This window comes from Serratia sp. EC4, assembly GCF_059652115.1.
Genome location: NZ_JBNIDE010000010.1, coordinates 1 through 25,951 on the forward strand (window position 1 = coordinate 1; position 25,951 = coordinate 25,951).

The 25,951-nt window shown below is 62.5% G+C and carries 26 protein-coding genes; 3 read left to right on the forward strand and 23 right to left on the reverse strand.

Translation table 11 applies throughout. From position 1 onward, the window contains the following. Positions 1 to 132 (reverse strand): thiamine pyrophosphate-binding protein (locus tag ACP39K_RS21025; RefSeq protein ID WP_139159286.1); only part of this gene is annotated, 132 nt, incomplete at its 3' end. 238 nt (positions 133 to 370) lie between these two features. Here ACP39K_RS21025 and loiP point away from each other — a divergent pair. Next, positions 371 to 1,123, forward strand: a complete 753-nt coding sequence (loiP, locus tag ACP39K_RS21030) for a metalloprotease LoiP (RefSeq protein WP_016930039.1) — start codon at positions 371 to 373, stop codon at positions 1,121 to 1,123. Between the two features lie 41 nt (positions 1,124 to 1,164). Here the strand turns inward: loiP and ACP39K_RS21035 are convergent, their stop codons facing one another. From ACP39K_RS21035 to ACP39K_RS21100, 14 genes are all read right to left on the reverse strand, one after another. Further along, positions 1,165 to 2,805, reverse strand: a complete 1,641-nt coding sequence (locus ACP39K_RS21035; protein ID WP_413713145.1) for a thiamine pyrophosphate-binding protein — start codon at positions 2,803 to 2,805, stop codon at positions 1,165 to 1,167. Positions 2,806 to 2,857: 52 nt separating this feature from the next. Continuing rightward, entirely contained in the window at positions 2,858 to 4,327 is a 1,470-nt protein-coding gene (locus ACP39K_RS21040; protein ID WP_016930041.1) for an aldehyde dehydrogenase, read from the reverse strand. A gap of 16 nt (positions 4,328 to 4,343) precedes the next feature. Continuing rightward, entirely contained in the window at positions 4,344 to 5,138 is a 795-nt protein-coding gene (locus tag ACP39K_RS21045; RefSeq protein ID WP_033639423.1) for an aspartate dehydrogenase, read from the reverse strand. A gap of 15 nt (positions 5,139 to 5,153) precedes the next feature. Further along, positions 5,154 to 5,948 (reverse strand): SDR family oxidoreductase, encoded by a 795-nt coding sequence (locus ACP39K_RS21050; RefSeq protein ID WP_048325319.1) that lies wholly within the window; start codon positions 5,946 to 5,948, stop codon positions 5,154 to 5,156. Next, positions 5,945 to 6,763 (reverse strand): alpha/beta fold hydrolase, encoded by an 819-nt coding sequence (locus ACP39K_RS21055; protein WP_060445107.1) that lies wholly within the window; start codon positions 6,761 to 6,763, stop codon positions 5,945 to 5,947. The genes ACP39K_RS21050 and ACP39K_RS21055 overlap by 4 nt, the downstream gene beginning before the upstream one ends. Continuing rightward, positions 6,763 to 7,287: a cupin domain-containing protein gene (locus ACP39K_RS21060; RefSeq protein ID WP_004937634.1), complete on the reverse strand. Its 525-nt coding sequence runs from the start codon at positions 7,285 to 7,287 to the stop codon at positions 6,763 to 6,765. Before ACP39K_RS21060 ends, ACP39K_RS21055 begins: the two co-directional genes overlap by 1 nt. 168 nt (positions 7,288 to 7,455) lie before the next feature. After that, positions 7,456 to 8,712 (reverse strand): MFS transporter, encoded by a 1,257-nt coding sequence (locus ACP39K_RS21065; protein WP_016930045.1) that lies wholly within the window; start codon positions 8,710 to 8,712, stop codon positions 7,456 to 7,458. A 23-nt stretch (positions 8,713 to 8,735) separates the two neighbouring features. Further along, the gene (locus ACP39K_RS21070; protein WP_497008814.1) at positions 8,736 to 9,947 is read right to left on the reverse strand and encodes an NAD(P)/FAD-dependent oxidoreductase; all 1,212 of its coding nucleotides are present in this window, start codon (positions 9,945 to 9,947) and stop codon (positions 8,736 to 8,738) included. Next, positions 9,944 to 10,885: a VOC family protein gene (locus tag ACP39K_RS21075; protein ID WP_033639419.1), complete on the reverse strand. Its 942-nt coding sequence runs from the start codon at positions 10,883 to 10,885 to the stop codon at positions 9,944 to 9,946. The genes ACP39K_RS21070 and ACP39K_RS21075 overlap by 4 nt, the downstream gene beginning before the upstream one ends. A gap of 109 nt (positions 10,886 to 10,994) precedes the next feature. After that, a complete protein-coding gene (locus tag ACP39K_RS21080) occupies positions 10,995 to 11,789 on the reverse strand; it encodes an IclR family transcriptional regulator (protein ID WP_004937625.1) in 795 nt (264 codons plus the stop codon). Between the two features lie 37 nt (positions 11,790 to 11,826). After that, positions 11,827 to 12,582 carry an SDR family oxidoreductase gene (locus ACP39K_RS21085; RefSeq protein WP_048796839.1) on the reverse strand — a complete coding sequence of 252 codons (756 nt, stop codon included), beginning with the start codon at positions 12,580 to 12,582 and terminating at the stop codon, positions 11,827 to 11,829. Then, positions 12,579 to 13,622 carry a Rieske 2Fe-2S domain-containing protein gene (locus ACP39K_RS21090; RefSeq protein ID WP_028127706.1) on the reverse strand — a complete coding sequence of 348 codons (1,044 nt, stop codon included), beginning with the start codon at positions 13,620 to 13,622 and terminating at the stop codon, positions 12,579 to 12,581. The genes ACP39K_RS21085 and ACP39K_RS21090 overlap by 4 nt, the downstream gene beginning before the upstream one ends. A gap of 20 nt (positions 13,623 to 13,642) precedes the next feature. Beyond that, positions 13,643 to 13,951 carry a recombinase-like helix-turn-helix domain-containing protein gene (locus ACP39K_RS21095; protein ID WP_004937617.1) on the reverse strand — a complete coding sequence of 103 codons (309 nt, stop codon included), beginning with the start codon at positions 13,949 to 13,951 and terminating at the stop codon, positions 13,643 to 13,645. A 2-nt stretch (positions 13,952 to 13,953) separates the two neighbouring features. Then, entirely contained in the window at positions 13,954 to 14,271 is a 318-nt protein-coding gene (locus ACP39K_RS21100) for a non-heme iron oxygenase ferredoxin subunit (protein ID WP_004937614.1), read from the reverse strand. A 397-nt stretch (positions 14,272 to 14,668) separates the two neighbouring features. Between ACP39K_RS21100 and ACP39K_RS21105 the strand changes: the two genes are divergently transcribed. Then, positions 14,669 to 15,910: an MFS transporter gene (locus tag ACP39K_RS21105; protein WP_089185016.1), complete on the forward strand. Its 1,242-nt coding sequence runs from the start codon at positions 14,669 to 14,671 to the stop codon at positions 15,908 to 15,910. A gap of 110 nt (positions 15,911 to 16,020) precedes the next feature. Here ACP39K_RS21105 and ACP39K_RS21110 read toward each other — a convergent pair whose 3' ends face one another. The 4 genes from ACP39K_RS21110 to yqgG all read right to left on the reverse strand — a co-directional run bounded on the left by ACP39K_RS21110 (position 16,021) and on the right by yqgG (position 19,978). Then, the gene (locus ACP39K_RS21110; RefSeq protein ID WP_004937610.1) at positions 16,021 to 16,173 is read right to left on the reverse strand and encodes a Hok/Gef family protein; all 153 of its coding nucleotides are present in this window, start codon (positions 16,171 to 16,173) and stop codon (positions 16,021 to 16,023) included. 334 nt (positions 16,174 to 16,507) lie between these two features. Further along, positions 16,508 to 17,428 carry an agmatinase gene (gene speB, locus ACP39K_RS21115; protein ID WP_004937606.1) on the reverse strand — a complete coding sequence of 307 codons (921 nt, stop codon included), beginning with the start codon at positions 17,426 to 17,428 and terminating at the stop codon, positions 16,508 to 16,510. Between the two features lie 195 nt (positions 17,429 to 17,623). Beyond that, positions 17,624 to 19,600 carry a biosynthetic arginine decarboxylase gene (speA, locus tag ACP39K_RS21120; protein ID WP_028127388.1) on the reverse strand — a complete coding sequence of 659 codons (1,977 nt, stop codon included), beginning with the start codon at positions 19,598 to 19,600 and terminating at the stop codon, positions 17,624 to 17,626. 234 nt (positions 19,601 to 19,834) lie between these two features. Next, positions 19,835 to 19,978 carry a small protein YqgG gene (gene yqgG / locus ACP39K_RS21125; protein WP_464017219.1) on the reverse strand — a complete coding sequence of 48 codons (144 nt, stop codon included), beginning with the start codon at positions 19,976 to 19,978 and terminating at the stop codon, positions 19,835 to 19,837. Positions 19,979 to 20,510: 532 nt separating this feature from the next. On the opposite strand from yqgG, the gene metK reads away from it, so the two are divergent. Further along, positions 20,511 to 21,665, forward strand: a complete 1,155-nt coding sequence (gene metK, locus ACP39K_RS21130; RefSeq protein WP_016926681.1) for a methionine adenosyltransferase — start codon at positions 20,511 to 20,513, stop codon at positions 21,663 to 21,665. Between the two features lie 123 nt (positions 21,666 to 21,788). Here the strand turns inward: metK and ACP39K_RS21135 are convergent, their stop codons facing one another. The 4 genes from ACP39K_RS21135 to fhuC all read right to left on the reverse strand — a co-directional run bounded on the left by ACP39K_RS21135 (position 21,789) and on the right by fhuC (position 25,937). Next, positions 21,789 to 21,941: a Hok/Gef family protein gene (locus ACP39K_RS21135; RefSeq protein ID WP_004937610.1), complete on the reverse strand. Its 153-nt coding sequence runs from the start codon at positions 21,939 to 21,941 to the stop codon at positions 21,789 to 21,791. A gap of 305 nt (positions 21,942 to 22,246) precedes the next feature. Continuing rightward, positions 22,247 to 24,235 carry a Fe(3+)-hydroxamate ABC transporter permease FhuB gene (gene fhuB / locus ACP39K_RS21140; protein ID WP_497008815.1) on the reverse strand — a complete coding sequence of 663 codons (1,989 nt, stop codon included), beginning with the start codon at positions 24,233 to 24,235 and terminating at the stop codon, positions 22,247 to 22,249. Next, positions 24,232 to 25,140, reverse strand: a complete 909-nt coding sequence (gene fhuD, locus ACP39K_RS21145) for a Fe(3+)-hydroxamate ABC transporter substrate-binding protein FhuD (protein ID WP_033639413.1) — start codon at positions 25,138 to 25,140, stop codon at positions 24,232 to 24,234. Before fhuD ends, fhuB begins: the two co-directional genes overlap by 4 nt. Continuing rightward, on the reverse strand, positions 25,140 to 25,937 hold the full coding sequence (fhuC, locus tag ACP39K_RS21150; protein WP_016930054.1) for a Fe3+-hydroxamate ABC transporter ATP-binding protein FhuC: 798 nt from the start codon (positions 25,935 to 25,937) through the stop codon (positions 25,140 to 25,142). Before fhuC ends, fhuD begins: the two co-directional genes overlap by 1 nt. Positions 25,938 to 25,951 lie beyond the last annotated feature (14 nt).

The window sequence follows — 25,951 nt, forward strand, 5'->3', positions numbered from 1 at the left end:
GTAGTCACGCCACAGGACTTCGGCGATGTCCGCCATGCCCATAGGGGCCCCCGGGTGGCCGGAATTTGCTTTTTGTACGGCGTCCATGCTGAGTGCGCGGATGGCGTTGGCAAGCTCTTTACGAGAGGACATGTTTTACTCCAGGTCGGATAAAAAAAGCAGTCAAGTTCCCTATTTTCTCAGACTCCACATCACAACGGCAATCCCTAATGCCAAATGAGAGCGAGTTCACCACTTATTAGCACGATTGGACGCTTTTTCGGAATAACACTATTCTCGCCTTAGCTGGCGTACACTAGGCTCTTGCGACAAGATTTCCTCAAAGCAAAATGACTCTTTTACCTTGTTACCTTCACAGGAAGATGGCGTTATGAAAATTCGTACCTCTTTGATTGCGTTGGGCATTGCCACCTTGGCAACCGGCTGTCAAAACCTGAATACCGAAACCTTGATGCAGTCCGGCGCGCAGGCTTTCCAGGCGGCGACCCTGAGCAACGACGACGTTAAGGCCCTGAGTGATAAATCCTGCGCCGAGATGGACAGCAAGGCACAAATCGCGCCGGCCGGCAGCACCTACGCCAAGCGTCTCAACAAAATCGCCGCGGCGCTGGGCGACAACATCAACGGCACCCCGGCCAACTACAAGGTCTACGTGACCAAAGACGTCAACGCCTGGGCGATGGCCAACGGCTGTATCCGCGTCTACAGCGGCCTGATGGACATGATGAACGACAACGAAGTGGAAGGCGTGCTGGGCCACGAAATGGGCCACGTGGCGCTGGGCCACACCCGTAAAGCGATGCAGGTGGCTTACGGCACCGTGGCGCTGCGCACCGCGGCGTCCTCCGCCGGCGGCGTCATCGGCTCGCTGTCGCAGTCGCAGCTGGCGGATATCGGCGAGAAGCTGGTCAGCGCCCAGTTCTCGCAGAAGCAGGAAAGCGAAGCGGATGATTACTCGTTCGATCTGCTGAAAAAACGCGGCATCGATCCGAACGGCCTGGCCACCAGCTTCGAAAAACTGGCCCAAATGGAAGCCGGCCGTCAGAGCAGCATGTTCGACGATCACCCATCTTCCCAAGCGCGCGCGCAGCACATTCGCGATCGCATCGCAGCAGAGAAGTAACAACGAGAACGCCCGGCAACCGCCGGGCGTTTTTTATCGTATCAATACAGCGTTTTCTGCGGCGGCCCGGCGAAGGTCAGCGGCCCGACCCGCTTCATGTCCACCTCGACCACCGACGGCCCCGGGTAATTGATCGCCTCGGCCAGCACGCCGTTGAACTGCGACGCCGCGTCCACCTTCCAGGCTTTCAACCCCATCGCTTCGGCAATTTGAGTAAAGGCCGGCGTATGCAGTTCGTTGTAATACTGGCGCCCAGCGAAGTACTTGTCCTGAATGCCACGCATCACGCCATAACCGCCGTCGTTCATGATCAGCAGGGTGATGTTCACCTGTTCCTGCGCCATGGTCGCCAGTTCCCCCAGGCCCAGCGCCAGACCGCCATCGCCCACCAGCCCCACTACCTTGCGCTGCGGGTTGGCGATTGCGGTGCCGATCGCCATCGGCAGCCCCATTCCAATGGCGCCAGCCAGCGAGTGTATGTTGCACAGCGGCGAGATCGCCCGGAACAGCCGGCTGCCCCAGACGCTGCCGGAAACGGTGATATCGCGCACCAACAGCCCGTCCTGCGGCAGCGCGGCGTCGATGGCGTCATTGAGTTTGGCGTATTCGCCGGACTGCTGGCGCAGCGCGCTCTCAGCCTGCTGCACCGCTCCAGCGATCTCGGCATCCCACTCGGCGCTCACCTTCTCGCCAGGGGTCAACCGCGCCGCCAGCGCCGTCAGCAGCGCCGCACAGTCGCCATTGATCTGTTCATCGGCCAGGTAGTTGCGGTTGGCCGCCGCCGGATCGATGTCAATTTGCACCAACGGGCGCGGCAGCGGCAGCGTCCAGGTGCGGGTTTCATTACTGCGCAGGCGCGAACCGGCCACCAGCGTCAGGTCGCACTGCGTCAGGATCGCTTCAATGCTCGGCGAGTTGTGGAACGCCCGCAGGCTGCGCGGATGGCTGTCCGGCAGAATGCCGCGCCCGTGGGTGCTGGAGATCACCGCCACGCCGGCGTCCGCCAGCTTGCGCACCGCGTCGCCGCAGGCCAGCGCACCGCCGCCCAACCATAACAGCGGGCGCTTGGCCTGTTTCAGCCGCTGATGCAGCCGCTCCACCGCTGCGGCGTCCGCCTTCGGCAGCGGCGCCGGCGCCAACGGTTCGGCCAGCACCGAGCGGGACACCAGGCTGCTTTGAATATCGATCGGGATCTCGACCGCCACCGGGCCGTAGGGCACGGTTTGCGCATCCAGGATCGCTCGCTGGATCACCGCCACCGCCTGCTCCGGCGAATTGACCCGGTAAGCGCGCTTGGAGCAGGCGCGCAGGAAGCCGAGCTGATCGCGGGTTTCATGAATAAAACCGGCGTCGGCGTCCAGATAGGCTTTTTCCACCTGGCCGGTGATATGCAACAGCGGCGTGTTGGCGTTGAGCGCCTCAATCATCGCCCCCACCGCGTTGCCGGCGCCGGCGCCGGTGCTGGTCAACGCCACGCCCAGGCCGGAGAAACGCCCGTGCGCGTCGGCCATGGTGACCGCGCCCGCTTCGCCGCGCGCCGGCACGAAGCGAATTTTATCGCGCTGCCCCACCGCATCGGCGATCGGCAGATTATGAATCGAAATGATGCCGTACATCGCCGACACCGCGTACTGTTCCAGAGTCCGGGCTATCGCCTCGCCAACCGTGATTTTATCGCTCATCATCTGCCTTCTTAGGGTAATCGTTATTAGGGTTATGCGTAGAGGTGTCGGCCTAGTCGCTCCAGCGGTTCACCTGATGGCTCAGCGCCAGATACACGCTTTTCTGCTGCATGTAGGCCTTGATGCCGTTCAGGCCCTTTTCGCGGCCCAGTCCGCTTTCCTTGAAACCGCCGAACGGCGTGGAAATCGAGAACGTTTTGTAGGTGTTGATCCAGACGGTGCCGGTTTCCAGCCGCTCCGCCAGCGCCATCGCCCGCGGGAAATCGCGGCTCCAGATGCCGGCCGCCAGGCCGTACACCGAGTCGTTGGCCTGTTCGATCAGCTGTTGCTCGTCGTCGAACGGCAGCGCCACCAGCACCGGGCCGAAGATCTCCTCCTGGCACACGCGGGCATCGTTGTTCAAACCTTCGATAATGGTCGGCAGGTAATAGCTGCCGCTCGCCAGTTGCGGATCGGCCGGCGCTTCGCCGCCGATGCTCACCCGGCCGCCCTCCTGCCGCGCCAACGCCACGTAGTCCGCCACGCTTTGCCGATGTTTGGCGCTGATCAGCGGGCCGAGATGCACGCCCGGCACCAGCGGGTTGCCGATGCGCAGCCCCGCCGTCAGTTCGGTCAAGCGCGCCAGCAGCGGCTGATACAGCGAACGATGCACGAACAGCCGTGAACCGGCGATGCACGCCTGGCCGGCGGAGCTAAAAATGCCGTAACAGATGCCGCGCGCCGCCTGCTCCAGATCGGCGTCCTCCAGCACGATGGTCGGCGATTTACCGCCCAGCTCCAGCGAGGTGGGGATCAGCTTGTCAGCGGCGATGTGCGCCAAATGGCGCCCGGTGCCGGTCCCGCCGGTAAAGGCGATCTTCTTCACCAGCGGATGGCGCGCCAACGCCTCGCCGATCACCGAACCTTTGCCCGGCAGCACGCTGAGCAGCCCGGCAGGGAGCCCCGCCTGTTCGAACAGCTCGGCCAGCTTCAGCGCCATCAGCGGCGTGGCTTCGGCCGGTTTGAGCACCACGGCGTTGCCCGCCGCCAGCGCCGGCGCCACCTTCTGCATTTCGCTGGCGATCGGTGAGTTCCACGGCGTAATGGCGGCGATCACCCCCATCGGTTGATACTGACTGAGCGTCATCACTTCGGCGCTGCGCGGGGTCGGCAGCTCGCCTTCCAACACCTCGCAGGCGGCGGCGAAGTAGCGCGCGGTCGCCGCCGCGCTGGCCACCAGGCCGCGAGTTTCCGCCAGCGGTTTGCCGTTGTCGCGAGTCTGCAGCTCGGCCAGCTGTTCCTGCTGCGCCAGGATCAGGTTGCTCACGCGGTAGAGAATTGAGGCGCGTTGGTGCGGCACCAGCCCGCGCCATTCCGGCGCGCGCCAGGCCTTTTCCGCCGCCTCTACCGCCTCGTTGACATCTTCGACGTTAGCGGCGCGCAGCCGCGCGTTGACGCTGCCGTCGGCCGGGAATACCGAAGCCATCTCTTCGCCGCGCCCTTCACGCCAGCGCCCGGCGACAAAAATATTCAATCGTTCCATGCTCCGCTCCTGCCGTTCAGGCAATAAAACCGCCGTCCACCAGACGGCGGCAGGCTTGTACCGCGCTCAGCGCCGCCAGGGTTGATGTTTTGGGATTGCTCGCCAGCGGGTTGCCGCTCAGCTCAATGTGAAACTCGCCAAAGTCGCCGCACACCTGCAGGCGATGGGTGTTGCGCCGGGTGGCGGGATCGACCTGCAGGCGCACCCGGGTGGCGTCCATCCCCAGACCGTTGAGCGCAATAGTGGCCGCCACGTTGGCGTTGGCCGGGAACAAACGCGCCGCTTCGCGCGCCGAGCCTTCAAAAAATACCTGCGCCTCGCGCACCGCATCGAGGTCGATCAGTTGCTCCGCCGGGCTGCCGCGCCAGCTGGCCGGGCTCTTGCTGGCCTGATAGGTCACGCTCTCCAACCCGCCTTCACGCGCCGACGCCAGCCCGTCCATCCCCGCCACCGCGCCGGACAGCACGATCAGCTGCCCGTGATGGCGGCGGCAAACCTGCTGCAGCCGCTGTTGCAATGCGGCGTCCGCCAGCGCGCCGGTCGAGACCACCGCCAGCGGCCAACCGCGCTGCAGCACCGCCTCGCCAAACTCCGCCACCGCCTGCTGGCTGGCGCACTCCAGCACCAGATCCGGCCGCTGCGAACACTGCTCCGGATGGGTCAGCGCCTGCACCCGCCCGTCAAAAGCCTCGGCGATCGCCGCATGATGAGCTGCGCGCGCCAGGATCCAGCCAACCTCCACGCCTTCCGGCAGACGGGCGATCACTTCCTTCGCCATCGCGCCGTAGCCAATCATCATGATCTTCTTCATCTTTCTCGGCCCCTGCTACACATGGCGGTTAAAGCCGCCGGAAACGTCCAGCGCCGCGCCGGTGGTAAAGGAAGCCAGCGGCGAAGCGAGGAACAACAGCGCCTGCGCCGGCTCCTGCGGCTTGCCCAGGCGTTTCATCGGAATGCCGCGCCGTTCGGCGATGGCCGCCGTCCACTGCTCCCAACTTTGATCTTTATCGCTGCGCTCTTCGAAACGGCGGCGCCACTGGCCCGACTCCACCATCCCCAGCAAGATCGAGTTAACCCGAATGCCTTTGCCCACCAGCTCTTTCGACAGCGTCAGCGTCATGTTGAGCAGCGCGGCGCGCGCCGCCGAGGTGGCGATCATGTGCTCTTCCGGCTGCAGCGCCAGCAGCGAGTTCACGCAGGTGATAGACGCGATCTCCGATCGTTCCAGCGCCGGTAAGAACGCCTGCACCGGGTTGATCACGCCGAACAGCTTCAGCTCGGCCTCATGCAGCCAGGCCTCGCGCGGCGTCTGGTCAAAATGGGCGACGAAGCCCTGACCAGCGTTGTTGATCAGCAGATCCACGCCGCCGAAATGCGCCGTCACCTGAGCGGCGAACTGCGCCACCTGCTGCGCGTCCAGCACGTCGCAGCGCAGCGCCAGGATATCCGCCTGCGGGAAGTCCGCGCGCAGGCTGGCTGCTGCGCCGGCCAGTTTGTCCTGATCGCGGCCGCAGAACGCCACTTTCGCCCCTTCGGCCAGCAGCAGCTTCAGGGTTTCAAAACCGATGCCCGACGAGCCGCCGGTCACCACCGCCACCCGATCCTCAAGCTGAAAATTCATCGTTGGATTGCTCCCGTAAAGTCCCGCAGATAGCGGTTGAAACACGCCGGCGCATCGAGGTAACAGGCATGACCGGCGGCGGCGATCAGACGCAGCGTCGCGTCCTGCTCGCGCGCCAGCTCGGCCGCCTTCTCCGGTGGCGTAATGCGATCCTGTTCACCGCACCACACCTCCAGCGGGCCGCGATAGCGCGCCAGATAGCGGCCGATATCATCGTTGGCCAACATCCAGGCGGCACTCAGAAAACCGTCGGGATCGAGCTGCTGCATGCCGTTGCGCACCCAGGCGATATCCTGCGGATCCGCCCCTTCACGCAGCAAGGCCGCCGCCCGCTGCTCGCCGTAGCCCACCGGCCCCAGCGTCTCTATCATCTGCTGGCGCTGGCCGTACACCTGCCGGCGTTTTTCCTCCGGCGCCGTGGCATAACCCTGCGCCGGATCCGCCAACACCAGCCCGCACAGCCCATCCGGATAGCCGGCGGCATAGGCGCTACCGATCAGCGCCCCCAGCGAATGGCCGACGATCAGCGGCTGCACCAGCTGCAGCTCATCAATCAGCGCCGCCAACGCCGCCGCATAACCGGCGGCATCGGCCTGCGGATCCGCCAACGGCAGGCTGCCGCCGTAGCCCGGCGCGTCCCACGCCAACAGACGGTGGCCGTCCGTCAGGCCGTTATCGTTGAACTGCTTGATCCACGAGGCGGATCCGGAGCTGATGCCGTGCAGCAACACCACCGGCCGCCCCTGCCCGGCCTCGCGCCAGCTCAGGGTGTACGCCCCGCAGCGCGCCCGTTGGCGTTGCGCCAGGCCGTTCATCAGTTGCGCTTCACTTTGGACAGCGGGTGATCCGCCGGATAGGTCGGGATCTCCGGCTTGGCGGTGCCGAGCATCACGCACATCAGCGCCTCTTCCTCGCCGTGGTTGAACAGGCCGCGATACACCCCCGCCGGCACCGAGATCAGATCGCGCTCTTTCAGCCTGGTTTCGTAATACTCTTCCCCATCCTGGATCATCAGCGTGATGCTGCCTTTCAGCATGAAGAACACTTCTTCCACGTCGTCGTGCAGGTGCAGCGGGCCCTCGCACTTCGACGGCAGCACCATGGTGGAGAAGGTGAAGTTGCCCGCCGGAATGGTGTTGGCGTCGCTAGCCACGCCGGTGGCGCCGGTGCCGATGTAGCGCATCTGCGCGCGGCGGTATTTCGGGTCAAAATCGGCCTGGAATTTCAGCGCGTTCCAGTCATATTTGCGACCTTCGAAACGGGCAATGCGCGACTCCACCCAGTTTTCCATCGACAGATCCTGCGGCTTGACGCCGGCTTTGTTCTCAACCTGAGACATGTTGTCACTCCTCTGTTGAATCAAATGGTTATCCCCTTCGTCTTTCACGCTGTCGCGTTGTTGGCTGCATTCGTTCGCACCAGTCACTTACCGCAGTAAGCTCCTGGAGACTCACGAACTTGCCGCCTAGCCACAGCATGAAATCCATTGGGATTAGTAATTGTTAATTCAGTACTTTCTCAGTAACGGCAGCAGAATGAGGCAGCCAACGAACGCCATCACCACCAGGAACAGCAGGCCGTTATCCATATTGCCGGTAGCGGCGATCAGCGCCCCCATCAGCACCGGCGCCAGCGCGCCGGCAAAATTGCCCAACCCATTGAAGATGCCGCCGGCGGTGGCGCTCACCTTGCTGCTGGTGGCCTTCGCCAACAGCGCGAAAATATTCGGCGCGCCGGCGCCCCACATAAAGGTGCTGAAGGCCATGGCGGCGATCACGCTGTAGGTGCCCTGCAGGTGCAGCACCACCGCCAGACCGAGGCCGGCGCCGCACAGCGACAGGAAGCAGGCCAGCGCGCGGCGATCCAGCTTGTCCGACAGCCAGGCGCCCAGCACTTCGCCGAGCAGCATGGCGATGAACGGCAGCGAAGAGAGGTAACCGGCATGCTCCAGATGAATGCCTTTGCCCTTGATCAGATAGCTCGGCAACCAGCCGTTCATGCCCCACAGGTAGGTCAGAAAGGCGATGTTGAACAGGCAGATCATCCAAAAGTGCGGACTGCGCAGCAGCTCGCGGCGGTGCTGTTTGCGTTCGGACACCGCCGGTTTGGCCGCCGCCGCCGGACGCGAGACGTTCAGGTGGCGCATGCCGAACAGCACCAGCAACATCACCGGCAACGTCAGAAACGCCATAAAGAAGAAGGTGGCCTGCCAGTCGAAGGTATTGAGGATGTACAGGGTGACCGGGAAGCCGAGCGCGGCCCCCAGCGGCGTGCCGAGCAACCACAGCATGGTGGCGCGCGCCTGCAGCTGCGGCGGGAAAGCCTGACGAATAATGGCGTAGGCCATCGGCAGCAACGGCCCTTCGGCGATACCGAGCAGGATGCGCAGCGTCATCATGGCGTGATAGGAACGCACCAGCCCCATCAACACCATCAGCACGCCCCACACCACCATCATGCCAATCAATACCTTGACCGGATTAAGCCGATCGCCGATGCCGCTGAGCAGCATTGAGGAAATGCCGTAGGAGAACAGAAACGCGCTCATCAGCAAGCCCAGCCGCGCCGGGTCAAAACCAATGCCCAATGCCTGCTGAAACTCGGCGTCGGAAAACAGCGCCGCGATGCTGATCTTGTCGAAAAACGCCAGCAGCACGCAGGCGAACAGCGCGATCGGCACCGACCAGCGCACCCGCTGCTGCGGATTTTCGGCAACGGTTTCCCCCGCCCGTCCAGCGCGGGCGTCAATGTCTTGCGTAGTCATAAAACGCTCCCGAGGTTCGGGCGTTATTTCAACGCCATCAAAGAAAACTCCGCATCCGCCAGTTGCTGCGGATCCAGCACCCGGCCGCTCGCCAGCCAACGCTTGCCGAGTTTGATGGTGCGCGCGTCGTTGAACGCCACCATCTGCACCAGCTGCCGATCGGCGTTCAGCGTGAAGAACACCTGCGACTGCGGCGTGCGGCGCACCACATGATGCACGCCGCCGCTCGGCACGCCGAGGATCTGGATATTGGCGTCATATTGATCCGACCACAGCCAGGCCACGTCGTCATACGGGGCGGCGAAGGCGTCGAGCATCGCGCAGGCGGTGCTGATGGCCTGATTTTGCGCGTAGGCCCAGGACTGCAGGCACAGGCCAAGCGTCGGGTGACGCGCCACGTCGCCGGCGGCGAAGATCGCCGGATGGCTGGTGCGCCCCTGGCCGTCGACCACAATGCCGGACTCGATCGCCAGCCCGGCGCTGCGCGCCAGTTCGAGATTCAGCTCGACGCCGATCCCCACCACCACCAGATCGAAGGCCTGCGGATCGCTGACTTCGCTGCCGATCCAGGCGGCGCCGTCGCGATCTTCCAGCGAGATCTCACCGCAGCCGCACAGCACCGTGACGCCCTGCCGGCGATGCAGTTCGAGCAACGCCTGCGAGACATCGGCGCCGACGCTGCGCATGCACAGCGCAGGCTGGCGTTCAAACACCGTCACCTCGGCGCCGAGACGCCGCGCGGAAGCGGCGATCTCCAGCCCGATCCAACCGCCGCCGACGATCGCCAGGCGACGACAGCCCTGCAGCCCCTGCCGCAACCGGGCCGCATCGTCCCAGGAACGCAGCGTCATCACGCGCGGGTGCTGCGCCCAGGCGGCGCCCGGCACACGCGGCCGCCCGCCGGTGGCGATCAGCAACTGCTCGAACTGCAGCCGTTGCCCATCGCTGAGCGTAACGATTTGCTGTTCGGCGTCGATGGACTCGGCGCGCAGCGGGCGGCGCCAGTCGATATTCAACTCCGCCACCGTCTGTTCGCTGAACAGCCGGCTGAGAGGAGCCGCGGCATCCAGCAACGCCGCTTTCGACAGCGGCGGCCGCTCGTAAAAATCGTAGGGTTCGTCGCTGACAACCGTCAGCCGGCCGCTGTAACCGCGGTCGCGCAGCGTCTTGGCCGCCCAGCCGCCGGCCTGGCCGCCACCGACGATGACGATGCCCGCCTGTTCAGCCCGGTTCATAACGCCTCCGCTTTTTTATGCTGGCGGCGCGTGTCGTGATCGATGCCGCCCTCTACCGCCCATTCAGTGAAGGAGACCAGCGAATGCTCCAGCTCGCGCGGCTGCCAGTTTTCCGTCAGATAATCGTCGTTGGTGTAGTACTCGAACGCGCCGCCGGTCGGGCTGTTGACGTACCAGAAATAGGCCGAGGAGATCGGGTGGCGGCCGGGGCCGATAAAGGTGCTCCACTGCTCTTTGTTCATGGCGATGCCGCCGCCGATCACTTCGTGGATATCGCGCACGGTGAACGCCACGTGATTCAGGCCGCGTGGGCGGTTCGGCAGCTTCAGCAGGAACAGGTTATGATGGCCGCCGCGCGCCTGGGTGCGCAGGAAGACGGCGCGATCGATATAGCGATCGGAAACCTGGAAATCCAACAGCTCGCGATAGAAACGCTCGGTCGCCGCCAGGTCGTCAACGAAGAACACTACGTGGCCGATGTTGATCGGCTGCGCCTGCGAATAGACCGGGCTGGGTTGATCGATGCGGCGCACGTCGCCCCATTGGTTGATCGGCGTGACCGGCACCTCAACCGCCTGCTGGCGGCTGACGACGAAGCGCAGCGTCATGCCGTTGGGATCGCGGCATTCCAACTCTTCTCCCACCTGACGGAAGCCGGGCATCAACGCCAAACGCGGCTGCAGGCGCGCCAGTTCGGCGGGCGAGGCCACGCCCCATGTCATGCGGCGCAGGGTGGAACCGCCTTCAAACGCCGCAGGCAGCGCCGCGCTTTGCAACGGGTGCAGAACGACCCGCGCCCCGCTCAGGGTAGTGAATTCGCGCTGCGGTTCGCCCCAATGTTGCGTGGCGGGCTGCAGGCCAAAGTCTTGCATGAATTTTTCGCAGGTTGGCAGATCTTCGACGCCAAACTCCAGTTTTTCGATTCCGATTACGCTCATTGCTCAGCCTCACGTTCTCGCTGTATACGGTTTTCAGGCATGACTGAACCCCGGCCCCTGTTTGCTGTGGGCCTTATCCCTGCCTGAGTGAAAGAGTCGATCCTGTCGGTTAGCCGACGTTGGCCTGCGGCGGCGCGCCGAGGAAGCCGGAAATTTTCTCCGCCGCATCGCGCACTTCCATGCGCAGCCGCTCGCGATCCGCTTTCGGGATCTCATCGGACGGCACCATGATGCTGACCACCGCCTCGACCCGCTGCTCACGGTTGAAGATCGGGTAGACGATCGAGGAGATGCCGTGGCGGAAGAATGATTCGCCGATCACATAGCCGCGCGCCTTGTCTTGCTGCACCATCTGCCACAGCGTTTCACGATCCGCCGGGGTGCCCGGCGCATTGCCCGGCAGTTGCGCGTCTGGATAAAGTTGTTCGAACTCACTGCGAGTCGCGCTGGTCAACAACATGCGGCCGAGCGAGGTTTGGTGCACCGGCAAGCGGGTGCCGACGCTGACCTGATTGATCTGCGAACCGGCGGCGCTGACGCGGGCGATATAGATCACGTCGCGCCCATCGCGGATCGCCAGATGGCTGCTGCACTGGCTGCGATCGCGCAGCTGCTCGATCACCGGCTGGCCGGCCTGCGCCACATCCAGCGACGCGATATATTCGAAGCCGAGGCGCAGCACCTTGATGCCGAGCGCAAAGGTGTTGGTGCGCGGATTGCGCTCCAGAAAGCCCAGGTGTTCGAGCGTCTGCACCACGCGATAAGCGGTGGCCTTCGGCATATCGACCAGGCGATGCAACTCGGCGAAGGTCATCTCCTTATGCTGCTCGCCAAACGCCAGCAGCAACTGCAACCCGCGATCCAGCCCCGGGATCAGATACTTACATGCTTGCTCGTCCGCCATCTCTCGCTCCTGCGCTGTGCGCCTGCCCTGCGGGCCGTCAGTTGAATACGAAGCCGCCGTTGACCGGCAGCAGTTGACCGGTGACGAAATTCGCCAGCGGCGACAGCAGATAAAGCACCGTACCGTTCACATCGTCCGGGTGCTGCGCCCCGGCCAGCGCGCGCCCCTGCTCGTACAGCTGGTGGCGTTCGGCGGGGACATACTCGGTAGCTTCCACCCGCGTCAGGCCCGGCGCGATGGCGTTGACGCAGATCCCCTGCGGACCCAGTTCACGCGCCATCGATCGGGTCATCGCGATCAGCGCGCCTTTACTGGCAACATAGGCCATCAGGCGCGGCGCGCCCCACAGCGCGGTGTCCGACGCCACGTTGACGATCTTGGCGTGCGGGTTGCGCGCCAGCAGCGGCACCGCCGCCTGGCTCACCAGCCAGGTGCCGCGCACGTTGACCTGCATCACCCGATCCCACAGTTCGATATCGTATTCCATCATGGTTTTGCCGCCGACGCCGGTCGCCAGCGCTGCGTTGTTCACCAGGCCGTCGATCCCGCCGCCTGCGGCGATCTTCTCGAACGCCGAACGGATCGAATCCGGTGACGCCAGATCGATGATTTGCGTTTCCACCTGAGCGCCCTGCTCGCGCAGCGCGGCGCCGCTCGCCGCCAGCTCATCCGCCAAAATGTCGCACATCACCACCTGCGCGCCGGCAGCCGCGATGGCGGCGGCGAAGCTGTAGCCCAGGCCGCGCGCCGCGCCGGTGACCACGATGCGTTTACCGTTCAGCAGGCCGTTCACTGCGCCGCCTCCCGCTCGCGCAGCGTCGCCAGCTGTTTTTGCGCCTCTTTCTGCATCAGGCGGCGCAGGCGAGAAAGACCGACGTCGTGCTGGTACAGATATTCACGGCCGCGGGCGTTAGGCGCCATGTTCTCAAGCACGATGCGATCCTGCTCGAGCACGTCCCAATGCAACGATTCCAGGCGATTGCGGTACATGAAGCGCCACATGTCGCGCTGCCAGTCTTTGACCTTACGAATGCGCCAGAAGAATACCCGGCAGTGATCCTTGTCTTCCGGCACCACCATGCCGATGATCCAGAAGTGACCGCCCGGCCCGAAACGCTTCTTGTACGGGATCGACAGGCGCATCCAATACGCGCCGCTGTTGCCGAATTCCACCCAGTCGAAGTTGACGCCGATCTGGCCGTTTTTCTTGAAGATGAAGCCGCTGTCGGTCGGCTCCAGCGCCATGTCCGCCTTGCGATCACCTTCCGCCATCGAGTGTGAAGAGGAGTGCAGGTAAGTGCCGTGCATCGGATCCATCACGTTTTCCAGGGCGTACTGGTAGTTGCAGTTCCAGCTGGCGGTGCACAGAAAATTACTGTACGACGCTTCGTCCGCCAGCTCTTGCGGGAAAGTCAGCTCCGCCGGCGCTTCATCCGCCGTCACGCCGAAATAGAGGAACACCGCGCCATAGGCTTCTTTGGCCGGGTAAGACCGCAGGCATTTTTGCCCCACCAGCGGGCAGCGATCCACCGCCGGCACGTCTTTCACCGTCCCGTCTCCGCCGACTTCCACCCCGTGATACCAGCAGGCAATACGATCGCCGAGGTTCCACCCCATGGAAAGCCGCGCGCCGCGGTGCGGGCAGCGATCTTCCAACGCGTGGATCTGGCCTTCACCGTCGCGCCACACCACGATTTGCTGCTCGAGACGGGTGATGCCGACCGGGTTGTTGCCCACTTCCCAACTGGCCAGCACCGGATACCACATGCCGCGCAATCCCTGGTCAAGATAGTCCTGCAGGCTCTGTTCGGAGGATGTTGTGTTTGCTGTCATTGTCTTCTCCCGGGTGTCGCTCAGAAACCGTTAACGTGAAGGAATTCGCGGAACGTCGCCTCATTCCACGGTTGGCCGCTGCGATCGAACAGGCGGCGCTGATTCAACGCGCTGACGATCTGCTCCAGCTCTTCCGCCCCCTGATCGAAGATCGTTTCCAGCGCCGCCACCAGCGCGGTTTCGAAACCGTCCGGCACCCGGGCGCGGTTTTGCCAGATGACATTGCGGAACTGGCCCGGCTGATGGATTTGGCCGTTGCCGCCTTCGCGGGCCGGCGTCACTTGTTGGGTGTCCGGCAGCCAGGGATTGAAATCGGTGATGTGCTGCATGATTACTCCTCCGCGATAAAGGTGATCTGGATTTGGTTGTCGACCACCCGGGTGGGATAGGTTTGCAGATCTCGGCCGCCCGGCTCGCGCAGGCACTGGCCGGTACGCACGTCAAACAGCGCTTCGTGCAGCGGGCACTCAACCTTGCCGTCGTCTACAAACCCCTGGCTGAGCAAGGCATAAGCATGCGGGCAGACGTCTTCCAGCGCGTAGTAGTTACCGTCGAGCAGGTACACCCCGATCTCTTTTCCTTCCACTTTGCCGGAGAAAGGAAAATCTTCTTTCACCTGAGACACTTCGCACACATTCTTCCAGCTCATTGCTTTTATCCTCTATCTGATTGTTTCATATATGAAACTCAGTTTCTTATTTAATACAGCCACTATAAGTCTGGCGAAACTTTCGTCAAGCGAGCGGAACAGCAAATGTTAATGAAAGGTTGTTTAAAAATGACAAATGCGGGAAGGATCACGAAATCATGCACCGATATGAAAAACCTATGTCAGTTGTGCGCTCCCTCGCTAATTTATGGCAAAAAACGCGTTGATCTCTGCGGCGAATTGCGCGTAAAAGTGTTTTCTCTCTGTCATTCACACCCTATTTGATAACAATAAATTTACATCAATCAGCCCCATCCCCGCGTTTGCGCCAAATGGCATCCTCGGGTGAGTTTACTGCTGCCTGAATTCGTCAACCGCTCGCACTGAGGAACGCGCCGTGCAACAACGTCAACGCTGGTTTGGGGTGCTCGCCCTGCTGTTTCTGATCGTTATCGCCTATGCGGATCGGGTTAATATCGCCGTGATGTTGGTCAATCCCGACTTCCTGCAACACTTTCAACTCGGCGGTGACCGCGCTCACCAGGGCACGCTGATGACGGTGTTTTTACTCGGTTACGGCCTGTCCGCCATGTTGCTGACGCCGTTTCTGGAAACGCTGATGGGTTACCGCCGCGCGCTGACGCTGAGCGTGGTGCTGTGGGCGCTGCTCACCGCCGCCTCGCCGCTGGCGGGATCGCTGCTGTTGCTGTGCGCGGTGCGCGCGCTGCTTGGCGTCAGCGAAGGGCCGCTGTTCTCGCTGAAAACCATGTACATCAGCGATCATTTCGCCGCCGACGAGCGCGGCAAGCCCAACGCGGTCAGCGCGCTGGGCGTCTCGTTGGGGCTGGTGCTCGGCTTTCCGCTGGTGAGTTTTCTGATGGCGCACTTCGGGTGGGCGATGTCGTTTCACCTGCTGGCGCTGCTCAACCTGCTGCTGGGCCTGGCGCTGGTGCGGTTGTTCATTCATCCGCTCGCCTTACCCTCATCTTCACGCCCTGCCGATTCGCAACCGGTGCTAAGCCGCGTCTGGCACACCTTCGCGCTGGCCTGGCGCACGCCGATGCTCGGCTGGATCCTGCTGATCGAGATCGCCACGCTCAGCTACCTGTGGGGCTCCAGCGCCTGGCTGCCGGCTTACCTGACCGATGAAAAAGGGTTCTCCATCAAGCAAATGGGCTGGATGGCGGCGCTGCCGTTCATCGTCAGCATCGCCTCCAAATACCTCGGCGGCGCGTTGCTCGATCGTATCCGCCCCTATCAGGCGCCGCTGATCTTCGTCTTTGGCGGCGCGGCGACCGCACTGTGCATCTATGGCGTAATGAACAGCCATCAGCTTGGTTGGATCGCCTTCTTCCTGCTGGCGGCCAACGCCTGTTGGGGTGCGCAGGGCGCGGCGATCCCCACGCTGCTGCAGCATTATGCGCGGCAGGAGGCGGTCGGCAGCGCCTATGGGCTGATCAACGGCATCGGCAATCTGTTCTCGGCGTTCGTGCCGATGGCGATGGGCATGGTGATGGCCAGCCAGGGCAAGGTGTCCTCGGGCTTTGCGGTGCTGATTGCCTCACAGCTGTTGACGCTGCTGGCGGGCGGCGCGCTGTTTAGCCGTATGTTGCTGACGCGGCAGGTGAAACGGGCATAAATCCGTTTCACCGTGTTCTACGGCGGCAAACCGAACGCGTTGAGAGGGTGCTCATGGATCTGGACGCCAACAACCAGCAGACGGGGGATATCCCCCGTCGCCGGGTTGCCTTACCGTTCGGATTCGTAAGCCAAAATGGCCGCAACCTCCGTAGTGCCCGATCGGATCCGCAGCTCGCACAGCGTGCTACGGGTTATCCATGCCAGTGATATTACCGTGGCACAAATAACCACCAGTTTTAACAGGCTCCGTTTGTTCGGCATCATGCCTTCTTCTCCTTGCCTCGCGGCGGGTAAGAGGCTAACTTAACGTTGCTGGCGTTAGAGTAGGCCTCGGGTTGATGAATATCGACTCGGGGCTTTTCTCTTTGTACCTTTCACGCAGACTCTAGATACAAAGATCCAGAGCACCCGCGCGCAGTATATTCATCCTCCCCGTTATCCCGATTCCTTTTTACTGACTCCGCTTCATTTCTGCGCAAAATTGCGCAAAGGCGTTGCAACAGACTGAAAATCGCCGCACGGATGGCGAAAAAAGAAATAAAAAAAGCGGCCCCATACGATGAGAGCCGCTTTTTCAGCGAGGCGTGGCCAAGCGTCAGGCGTGTTTCTTGGCCGCCTGCAGGTACAGCATTTCCAGACCCAGGGTCGCCGCGGCCAGCGCGGTGATCTCGGACTGATCATAAGCCGGCGCCACTTCCACTACGTCCATGCCGACGATGTTCAGCGACTGCATGCCGCGCACCAGTTTCAGCGCGCGATCGGAGGTCAGGCCGCCGATCACCGGCGTGCCGGTGCCCGGTGCGAACGCCGGATCCAGGCAGTCGATGTCGAAGGTCAGGTACACCGGCATATCGCCGACGATGCCCTTGATCTGAGTCAGCAGGTCGTCCACGCTGCGATCGTTCACCTGCGCGGCGTCCAGTACGGTAAAGCCATTGTCGTGATCGAACTCGGTGCGAATGCCGATCTGCACCGAGTGATGCGGGTCGATCAGGCCTTCGTTCGGCGCATGATAGAACATGGTGCCGTGGTCGAACTTGCTGCCGTTGGCGTAGGTATCGGTATGGGCGTCGAAGTGCACCAGCGCCAGCTTGCCGAAATGCTTGGCGTGCGCGCGCAGCAGCGGCAGGGTGACAAAGTGATCGCCGCCGAACGAGAGCATGCGCTTACCGGCCTTCAGCAGTTTCTCCGCATGCGCCTGCAGCTTGTCGCTCATGTCCTGCGCATCGCCGAAGTTGAACACGATGTCGCCGCAGTCAACCACGTTCAGACGATCGCGCAGATCGAAGCTCCACGGCCAACGGTTGCCTTCCCAGGCCAGGTTGGTGGACACCTGGCGGATGGCCGCCGGGCCATGACGGCCGCCGGCGCGACCGGAGGTCGCCATGTCAAACGGAATGCCGGTGATGACCCACTCTGCATCGCTGTCGTAAGGCATGAAGTTCAGCGGAAAGCGCAGGAAACCAAAGGCGTTGGACACTAATGAATTATCGGACTGATGGCCTAAGGTGCTCATAGTAAACCCTCGTAGTTCAACAAGTTGCCGGGCGCAGACGCCGGGCCGTTACAAAAAAAAATCCCTCCCGCGTCGTTAGCCCGACGAGAAAGGGATTTATTCGATGTGTGTTTCGGTGCTACCGATACGGCAGATTATGGCCGCATTTTATCCATGCTTCAAGAGGGCCGATATCGCCCCCCATGAAGAAGGCGGTTACTCGTCTTCCAGATACGTATAACCGTACAGACCGGCCTCAAACTCTTCCAGGAACTGCGCCTGCAGCTCGCTGTCCAGATCGGTTTCTTTGACCTGATCGCGGAATTTGGACAGCAGCGCGCTCGGATCGAGCTGCACGTACTCCAGCATATCCGCCACGGTGTCGCCCTCGTCGGACAGCTCGGTCTCGACGCTGCCGTCCGGGAACACGTACACGTCAACCGAGGCGGTGTCGCCGAACAGGTTGTGCATGTTGCCGAGGATCTCCTGATACGCACCGACCATGAAGAAGCCCAGCGCCGGCGGGTTCTCCGGATCGTACGGCGGCATCGGCATGGTGGTCGCCACGCCGTCGCCGTCGACGTAATGGTCGATGGTACCGTCGGAGTCGCAGGTGATATCGAGCAGCACAGCGCGGCCTTCCGGCGGTTTATCCAGCCCTTCCAGCGGCAGCACCGGGAACAGCTGGTCGATACCCCAGGCATCCGGCATCGACTGGAACAGTGAGAAGTTGACGTAGAACTTGTCCGCCATGCGCTCTTGCAGCTCGTCGATGATCGGGCGGTGTGCGCGGTTGCTCGGATCGAGCTGCTGCTGGATCTTGTTGCAGATGTTCAGATACAGCTGCTCGGCCCAGGCGCGCTTGGTCAAGTCCAGCATGCCGTGCGCGTATTGGGTGTGCACGTCGTGCAGATCCATCTGGCTGTCGTGCAGCCATTCGCGCAGCGAGCGGCGGTTCTCCGGCTCGTTCATTTCCAGCCAGGTTTCCCACATGCTTTCCAGCGCGCGCGGCGCGTCGGCTTCCGGCGGCTGCGGTTCGCTGAATTCGTTGCGCTCGACGCCAATCACGTTGGAGACCAGCACCGTGTGGTGCGCGGTCACGGCGCGGCCGGACTCGGTGATCACCGTCGGGTGCGGCAGGCCGTGTTCGTTACAGGCGTCGCCGATGCCCCAAATCACGTTGTTGGCATATTCGTTCAGGCCGTAGTTGACCGAGCAATCGGACTGCGAACGGGTGCCTTCGTAGTCGACGCCCAAGCCGCCGCCCACGTCGAAGCACTGAATGTTGACGCCCAGCTTGTGCAGCTCAACGTAGAAGCGCGCCGATTCGCGCACGCCGGTGGCGATGTCGCGAATGTTGGCCAGCTGCGAACCCAGGTGGAAGTGCAGCAGCTGCAGGCTGTCGAGGCGGCCCGCTTCACGCAGGGTTTCCACCAGCTTCAGCACCTGCACCGCCGCCAGACCGAACTTGGATTTTTCGCCGCCGCTCGACTGCCATTTGCCGGAGCCTTGCGATGCCAGACGCGCACGCACGCCCAGGCGCGGTATGACGTTCAGCCGTTCGGCCTCTTCCAGCACCAGGTTGATCTCGGACATTTTCTCGATCACCAGGTACACCTTGTGCCCCAGCTTTTCCCCGATCAACGCCAGGCGAATGTATTCACGATCTTTATAACCATTACAGACAATCACCGAGCGGGTCATGCCGGCATGCGCCAGCACCGCCATCAGCTCGGCCTTGGATCCGGCTTCCAGTCCCAGCGGTTCGCCGGAATTCACCAGCGATTCAATCACGCGGCGGTGTTGGTTCACCTTGATCGGATACACCAGGAAATAACCGCCCTGGTAGCCGAAGGATTCACGCGCGCGTTTGAACGCGGCGTTGATCGAACGCAGGCGATGCTGAAGGATCTGCGGGAAGCAGAACAGCGCCGGCAGACGTTGGCCGTCTTTCTGGCGCGTTTTCACCAGTTCTGCCAGATCGACGCGCGCCTGCGGGACATCCGGATCCGGGCACACGCTGATATGGCCCAGCTCGTTGACGTCATAGTAATTGTTGCCCCAGTAGGCGACGTTATAAGTACGCAGCATCTTGCTGGCATTACGATCATTCATGGCAACCTCCTGCATGGAGCGCAAAGATAAAGACTCGCCCGCAACCGGCGGACGGTGAATCAACAGATCATCAGACATGGTTCGCCTCACATTCCCTACTGACGAAACCGTCAGCCACTATCGCAGCTACAACCCGCGAGAACAACCCAACAAGCCGCGCCGGCGGCAGCGAAGAGAACTGCCGTTCGCGGTCAGCGATCGGTTTATCACTCATATAATTGTAAGACACCCTGTTCAAACCTCGTGAATCGGGCCAAGAAACATCCCACAGGAAGGCTGCAGGCTACCCTTGTTCAGTTCTTCAGACGACCGTTAGCCGGCCCGAGAATCCTGAGTAGCGGCCAAGTGTTTATCGCACCTGGTAAGTGACAGAGAGACAAGACGGGAAATAGCAGAAGAATGTGCGCCAGAACGGCACTGCTGTTGAGAACCAACAACCGGTAGACAACGGATCATTAATCCAACCACCTCCACGCGCGCCGTTCGGAGTGAACGACCCAGCCTCTAAAAATAGTGTAAGAACGTGACCGTTCGATGAAGCGGCGGCGCTTACGGCGAACGCCCGCGACGGATAATAGCGCAACGCCGGCGAATGCAAAGCGGAAGTTAATCGCACCTTCCACCACGCCAGACCGCCGTACTGTGCAGCAAATGAACCGCGCGCGCAGTTTATACCGGTAAGCAGGTGAAAAAGCAAAATGAAAATTCGCCGAAAACTGTTTCAAGCGATGAAAATGGCGCCAACCCGTTTGCGCAAAAGAGCGAAAGCGCAAAAAATTACTGGCAATCTGGCTAAACCCTGACCTAAAATAGACGTCCAGATGTTAATCCATCTATACTGGTTAACTGATAAACTGCTTAACGGCTTTGCCTGAGGGGCGTTGCAGGATGCATCTCGCGCCATCAGCGGAAGACCCTTCGCTTCGATGCCGGATCTCCAGCGCTGTGCAGTAATTTCTAACCCGTCTTATGCAAGGTAAAGAACACAATGGCTAAACACCTCTTCACGTCCGAATCCGTCTCCGAAGGACATCCCGATAAAATCGCCGATCAGATCTCCGATGCCGTCCTCGACGCCATCCTGGAACAAGATCCGAAGGCGCGCGTCGCCTGCGAAACCTACGTGAAAACCGGCATGGTCCTGGTCGGCGGTGAAATCACCACCAGCGCCTGGGTCGATATCGAAGAGATCACCCGCAAGACCGTGCGCGAGATCGGCTACGTTCATTCGGACATGGGCTTTGACGCCAACTCCTGTGCAGTATTGAGCGCTATCGGCAAGCAATCCCCGGATATCAATCAGGGCGTTGATCGTACCGATCCTCTCGAGCAAGGCGCCGGCGATCAGGGCTTGATGTTTGGCTACGCCACCAACGAAACCGACGTGCTGATGCCTGCACCTGTCACCTACGCGCACCGTCTGGTGCAGCGCCAGTCCGAAGTGCGTAAAAACGGCACCCTGCCGTGGCTGCGCCCGGATGCGAAGAGCCAGGTGACCTTCCAGTACGACGACGGCAAAATCGTCGGCATCGACGCCGTGGTGCTGTCCACCCAGCACTCAGAAGACATCTCGCTGAAAGATCTGCAAGAAGCGGTGATGGAAGAGATCATCAAGCCGGTACTGCCGGCGGAATGGCTGACGGCGGGCACCAAATACCACATCAACCCGACCGGCCGTTTCGTTATCGGCGGCCCGATGGGCGACTGCGGCCTGACCGGCCGTAAGATCATCGTCGACACCTACGGCGGCATGGCGCGCCACGGCGGCGGCGCCTTCTCCGGTAAGGATCCGTCCAAGGTTGACCGTTCCGCGGCTTACGCGGCGCGCTACGTGGCGAAAAACATCGTCGCCGCCGGCCTGGCCGATCGCTGCGAGATTCAGGTGTCTTACGCTATCGGCGTAGCGGAACCGACCTCCATCATGGTGGAAACCTTCGGTACCGAGAAAGTGCCAACCGAACAGTTGACGCTGCTGGTGCGCGAATTCTTCGATCTGCGCCCATACGGCCTGATCCAGATGATGGATCTTCTGCAGCCGATCTACCGCGAAACCGCCGCCTACGGCCACTTCGGCCGCGAGCACTTCCCGTGGGAAGCGACCGACAAAGCCGCACTGCTGCGCGATGCCGCCGGCCTGAAATAAGCCCCGACATCAACATGAAAACGGCGAGCCTGGGCTCGCCGTTTTTTTTGAGCAGATGGGTGCTCATGGATCAACGCATCGACTGCCGGCAAGCGGAGGCAAAGCCCCCGCCGCCGGGTTGCCTTACCGTTCGGATTCGTAAGCCAAAATGGCCGCAACCTCCGTAGTGCCCGATCGGATACGCAGCTCACACAGCGTGCTGCGGGTTATCCATGCCAGTGATATTACCGTGGCACAAATAACCACCAGTTTTAACAGGCTCCGTTTGTTCGGCATCATGCCTTCTTCTCCTTGCCTCGCGGCGGGTAAGAGGCTAACTTAACGTTGTGATGCGTTAGAGTAGGCCTCGGGTTGATGGATATCGACTCGGGGCTTTTCTCTTTGTATCTTTCGCACGGGCTCCAGAGACAAAGATCCAGAGCACCCGCCCGCAGTATATTCACCTCCTCCTCTCTTCCCGCGTTCCTTTTCACGTTAAATGTCTTTCTTGCGCAGCGGCACGCAACGCCTTGCAAGGCGTTGAAAAAAGGCCCAGCAACGCTGGGCCCTTGATGGCGGAGAAAGCAAAGTAGGGATGAAGCTTACGACGTCTGCTTACGCAGCAGATAAACGAAGTACGGCGCGCCGATAAAGGTCGCCAGTAACCCTGCAGGGATCTGATACGGAAACAGCAGCATCCGCCCGCACCAGTCGGCAAACACCATCAGCAAACCGCCCAACAGCGCGGCGATCACCATCTGCGGCAGCGCGCGGCGGAAGCCCAACATGCGCGCCATGTGCGGCGCCATCAGCCCGACAAAGCTCAGCGGCCCCACGGTCAGGGTCGCCATGGCGGTCAGCGTGGCGGCCAGCAACAGAATGGTCAACCGCGCCGGCGTCAGCGCAATCCCCACCGAGCGGGCGGTGGCGCCGCCGAGCGGCAAGATGGTCAACCAACGGCGGCACAGCGGCGCCAATACCATCAGGCCGGCGGCCACCAGCGCGGTGCGCAGCGCCTGCGCCGGCTCCACCGAATAGGTTGAACCGGAGAGCCAGGTCAGTAAGCCCCCCATACGCGGATCGCCGCTGGCCAACAGCAGGAAGATGACGGTGGTAAAGGCGGTGCTGAGCGCGATACCGGCGAGCAACATGCGCTCAGTCGAGAAACCGCCGCGGCCTGCGGCGATCATGATGATCAGCAGCGTCGCGGCCGCCCCCAAACTGCCGGCGGGCAGCAGCCAAACGAAGGCGTCGCCCGGCACCATAAACAGCATCATCACGACGCCAAAAGCGGCGCCGGAGCTGATGCCCAACACTTCCGGGCTGGCCATCGGGTTGCCGGTCAATTTCTGGATCAGCGTGCCGGCGACCGCCAGCATCATGCCCGCCGCCAGCGCCGACAGCACCCGCGGCCAGCGCCACGGCAGCAGGGAATCCAGTTCCGCACCCAGGCTCCAGTGCCAACCGCTGGCATTTTTGCCCAGCATCAGCACCAGCGTCAGGCCGATCAGCAATACGAGGCCCCCCAGCAGGATCCAGCCGGGCAGATTCCCGCGCTCGGCAGGCACCTTGTCGCCAAGGTTCATCGGCGGCGGCGTAGCGGCGCTGCGCAAACGCGGCAGCAGCCACAACAGCAGCGGCGCGCCGAACAGTGCAGTGGCCGCGCCGGTCGGGATCTCGCGCCACACCTGCGTCACCCCGAGCATCACCTGATCGGTCAGCCACAGCAGCAGCGCCCCCAGCAACGGCGCCAGCATCATGCGGTGCGCCAGGCGGCGCGCGCCCAGCATCTTCGCCATCAGCGGCGCAAACAGGCCGATAAAGCCGATAACGCCCACCGCACTCACCAGCATGGCGCTGAAGATAATGGCCACCCCCAGGGCGCAGAAGCGCGCCATCGATAGCCCCAACCCCAGGTTGCGCGCCACGCCGTCGTCCAGCCCCAGCAGCGTCAGCGGGCGCAGCAACAGCGCCGCCAGCAGGCCTGCCACCAGCAAACGCGGCAGGAGGAACTGTACGGCGCTCCAATCCTGTTGGTTCAGCGCGCCGGTGCCCCACAGGAACATGCCCTGCAGCTGATCGTAATGAAACAGCGCCAACAGGCTGTTGACCGCGCCGCAGTACAGCCCCAACACCAGCCCGGCCAGAATCAGCGTGACCGGCGACATGCGCTTGCCCCAGGCGACGCCGAACACCAGCCCGCCCACCACAATCGCGCCCACCATAGCGGCCAGCTGGCGGGTGAATTCGCCCCCCGGCAGCACCCACAGCGTGGCGATGGTCAGGCCGAGCTGCGCGCCGGCGGCCACGCCGAGCGTCGACGGTTCCGCCAACGGATTGCGCAACACCTGCTGGAACAGCACGCCGACCAACCCCAGGCCGGCGCCGGCCAACAGCGACACCGTCAACCGCGGCAGCAGGCTGTAATGGAACAGCATTTGCCGCACGTCGTCGATGTCCGGCGCGCTGAGCGCCCGGGCCCATTGCGCCGGCGGCAGCTGCTGCGTCAGGTTGTATATCGTCAGGCCACCTGCCGCCGCCAGCAACAGCAGGATCAGCGTCAGCGGCAATTTCCGGATGCCCGCATTCATGCCGCACTCTCCTGAGCCTGCGCCAACAGGCGGCAAAACCGCATCGTCGACAGCGTGGCGCCATAGAACCACACCGCCGGCACCTGCCGCAGCTGGTTTTGCCGCACGAAGGGCAATGACTGCCACAGCGGCGTCGCGCTGACCTTGTCCATCATCGCTTGATTGCCGTGATCGAGATAGATGACCCGGGCGTTACGCACCGTGGCCAACCGTTCAATCCCCACCACCGCCGTGCCCCAAAAGTCGGTTGGCTCCTGCCAGGCATTGCGGATGCCCAGTTGGTCCATCGCTTCCTGGAACAGGCTTTTCTGGCCGATGATCAACGCATGACGCGTGTCGATCAGTGAAAACAGCAGCAACGGTTGGTGGGTGTAGCTTTGCAGACGCTGACGCGCGTCCTGCATAAAACTGTCGAACTGCGCCAGGTGGTTTACCGCCCGGCTTTCTATGCCCAACCGCTGGCCCAGCGCCAGCAGCGACTGACGGGCGACGGTCAGCGGTTTGCCGCTGCCGTCGTTGAAGCCGAAGCTCATGGTTGGCGCGATGGGTTGGATTTTGCGCGGCGTCGGGCCATAGCCCTGCGACAGCAACACCAGCGAAGGCTGGAGCTGCTGCAGCAGTTCGAGGTTAGGTTCGGTGCGCTGGCCGACGTCGACCACCGTCGCCGGCAGCTTCGGCTCCGCCACCCACAGGTTGTAGTTATGCACATCGGCCACCGCCAGCGGCGTCACGCCCAATGCCAACAGCAGCTCGATCGGCAGCCATTCCAGCGCCGCAACGCGCGCGATATCCGGCGGCGTATCCGCCGCCCGCCCGGGCCACGATCCCAACAGCGGCGACAGCGCCAGCGCCATCAACAGACGGCGGCGCAGCGGATCGTGAGAAGAAGTGAATGCAGAGGACATCAGTAGACAAAACTCACCGGCGCGCCGCCGCTCGGGTGCGGCAACGTGCCCATAGGAATACCGTAAATTTGCTCCAGCACCGGCCCCTGCATCAGTTCCAGCGGGCCGCCCTGGGCGATCATTTCACCGCCGCGCAGCGCCACCAAATGGTCGCAGTAGCGCGCCGCCATGTTGATGTCGTGCAGCACGGCGATCACCGTGAGATCGCGTTCGCGGCTCAGGCGCTGGATCAGCGCCAACACCTCAACCTGATGCGCGATGTCCAGCGCCGAGGTCGGTTCGTCGAGCAGCAGGCAGCGGCTGTCCTGCGCCACCATCATCGCCAGCCAGGCGCGTTGGCGCTCGCCGCCGGACAGGCTGTCCACCAGGCGGTTGGCGAACGGCTTCAGCCCCACCAGTGAAATGGCCTCTTCCACCAATTGGCGATCGTTGGCGCCAAAACGCCCCAGCGCGCCATGCCACGGATAGCGCCCGACGGCCACCAGTTCGCGCACCGTCATGCCTTCCGCCGCCGGCAACTGTTGCGGCAAGTAGGCCACCTGGCGGGCGAAGGATTTGCTGTCCCACTGCGCCAACGGCTGCCGATTGAGCAGTACCTGGCCGCCGCTGGGCGCATGGTGCCGCCCGAGCAGTTTCAACAGGGTGGATTTACCGGAACCGTTATGGCCGATCAGGCCGCAGACGTTGCCCTGGGGAAAACTGAGCGACAGCGGTTGCAGCAGCACCCGGCCGGGGACGGCGAAACTGGCGTTATCCAGCGCGAAGGTCGCGCCGGGATTAAGAAGTTTGTCCTGCATAGATCCTGCTTTGT

Coding starts and splice junctions, on each gene's coding strand:
- metK (WP_016926681.1), top strand. CDS start 20,511: ATGGCTAAACACCTCTTCACGTCCGAATCCGTCTCCGAAGGACATCCC.
- ACP39K_RS21080 (WP_004937625.1), bottom strand. CDS start 11,789: ATGGCGGACGAGCAAGCATGTAAGTATCTGATCCCGGGGCTGGATCGC.
- ACP39K_RS21065 (WP_016930045.1), bottom strand. CDS start 8,712: ATGACTACGCAAGACATTGACGCCCGCGCTGGACGGGCGGGGGAAACC.
- ACP39K_RS21135 (WP_004937610.1), bottom strand. CDS start 21,941: ATGCCGAACAAACGGAGCCTGTTAAAACTGGTGGTTATTTGTGCCACG.
- ACP39K_RS21075 (WP_033639419.1), bottom strand. CDS start 10,885: ATGAGCGTAATCGGAATCGAAAAACTGGAGTTTGGCGTCGAAGATCTG.
- ACP39K_RS21035 (WP_413713145.1), bottom strand. CDS start 2,805: ATGAGCGATAAAATCACGGTTGGCGAGGCGATAGCCCGGACTCTGGAA.
- speA (WP_028127388.1), bottom strand. CDS start 19,600: ATGTCTGATGATCTGTTGATTCACCGTCCGCCGGTTGCGGGCGAGTCT.
- ACP39K_RS21045 (WP_033639423.1), bottom strand. CDS start 5,138: ATGAAGAAGATCATGATGATTGGCTACGGCGCGATGGCGAAGGAAGTG.
- ACP39K_RS21110 (WP_004937610.1), bottom strand. CDS start 16,173: ATGCCGAACAAACGGAGCCTGTTAAAACTGGTGGTTATTTGTGCCACG.
- ACP39K_RS21055 (WP_060445107.1), bottom strand. CDS start 6,763: ATGAACGGCCTGGCGCAACGCCAACGGGCGCGCTGCGGGGCGTACACC.
- ACP39K_RS21095 (WP_004937617.1), bottom strand. CDS start 13,951: ATGCAGCACATCACCGATTTCAATCCCTGGCTGCCGGACACCCAACAA.
- speB (WP_004937606.1), bottom strand. CDS start 17,428: ATGAGCACCTTAGGCCATCAGTCCGATAATTCATTAGTGTCCAACGCC.
- ACP39K_RS21040 (WP_016930041.1), bottom strand. CDS start 4,327: ATGGAACGATTGAATATTTTTGTCGCCGGGCGCTGGCGTGAAGGGCGC.
- ACP39K_RS21050 (WP_048325319.1), bottom strand. CDS start 5,948: ATGAATTTTCAGCTTGAGGATCGGGTGGCGGTGGTGACCGGCGGCTCG.
- loiP (WP_016930039.1), top strand. CDS start 371: ATGAAAATTCGTACCTCTTTGATTGCGTTGGGCATTGCCACCTTGGCA.
- ACP39K_RS21100 (WP_004937614.1), bottom strand. CDS start 14,271: ATGAGCTGGAAGAATGTGTGCGAAGTGTCTCAGGTGAAAGAAGATTTT.
- fhuD (WP_033639413.1), bottom strand. CDS start 25,140: ATGTCCTCTGCATTCACTTCTTCTCACGATCCGCTGCGCCGCCGTCTG.
- fhuC (WP_016930054.1), bottom strand. CDS start 25,937: ATGCAGGACAAACTTCTTAATCCCGGCGCGACCTTCGCGCTGGATAAC.
- yqgG (WP_464017219.1), bottom strand. CDS start 19,978: ATGATCCGTTGTCTACCGGTTGTTGGTTCTCAACAGCAGTGCCGTTCT.
- ACP39K_RS21090 (WP_028127706.1), bottom strand. CDS start 13,622: ATGACAGCAAACACAACATCCTCCGAACAGAGCCTGCAGGACTATCTT.
- ACP39K_RS21070 (WP_497008814.1), bottom strand. CDS start 9,947: ATGAACCGGGCTGAACAGGCGGGCATCGTCATCGTCGGTGGCGGCCAG.
- ACP39K_RS21060 (WP_004937634.1), bottom strand. CDS start 7,287: ATGTCTCAGGTTGAGAACAAAGCCGGCGTCAAGCCGCAGGATCTGTCG.
- fhuB (WP_497008815.1), bottom strand. CDS start 24,235: ATGAATGCGGGCATCCGGAAATTGCCGCTGACGCTGATCCTGCTGTTG.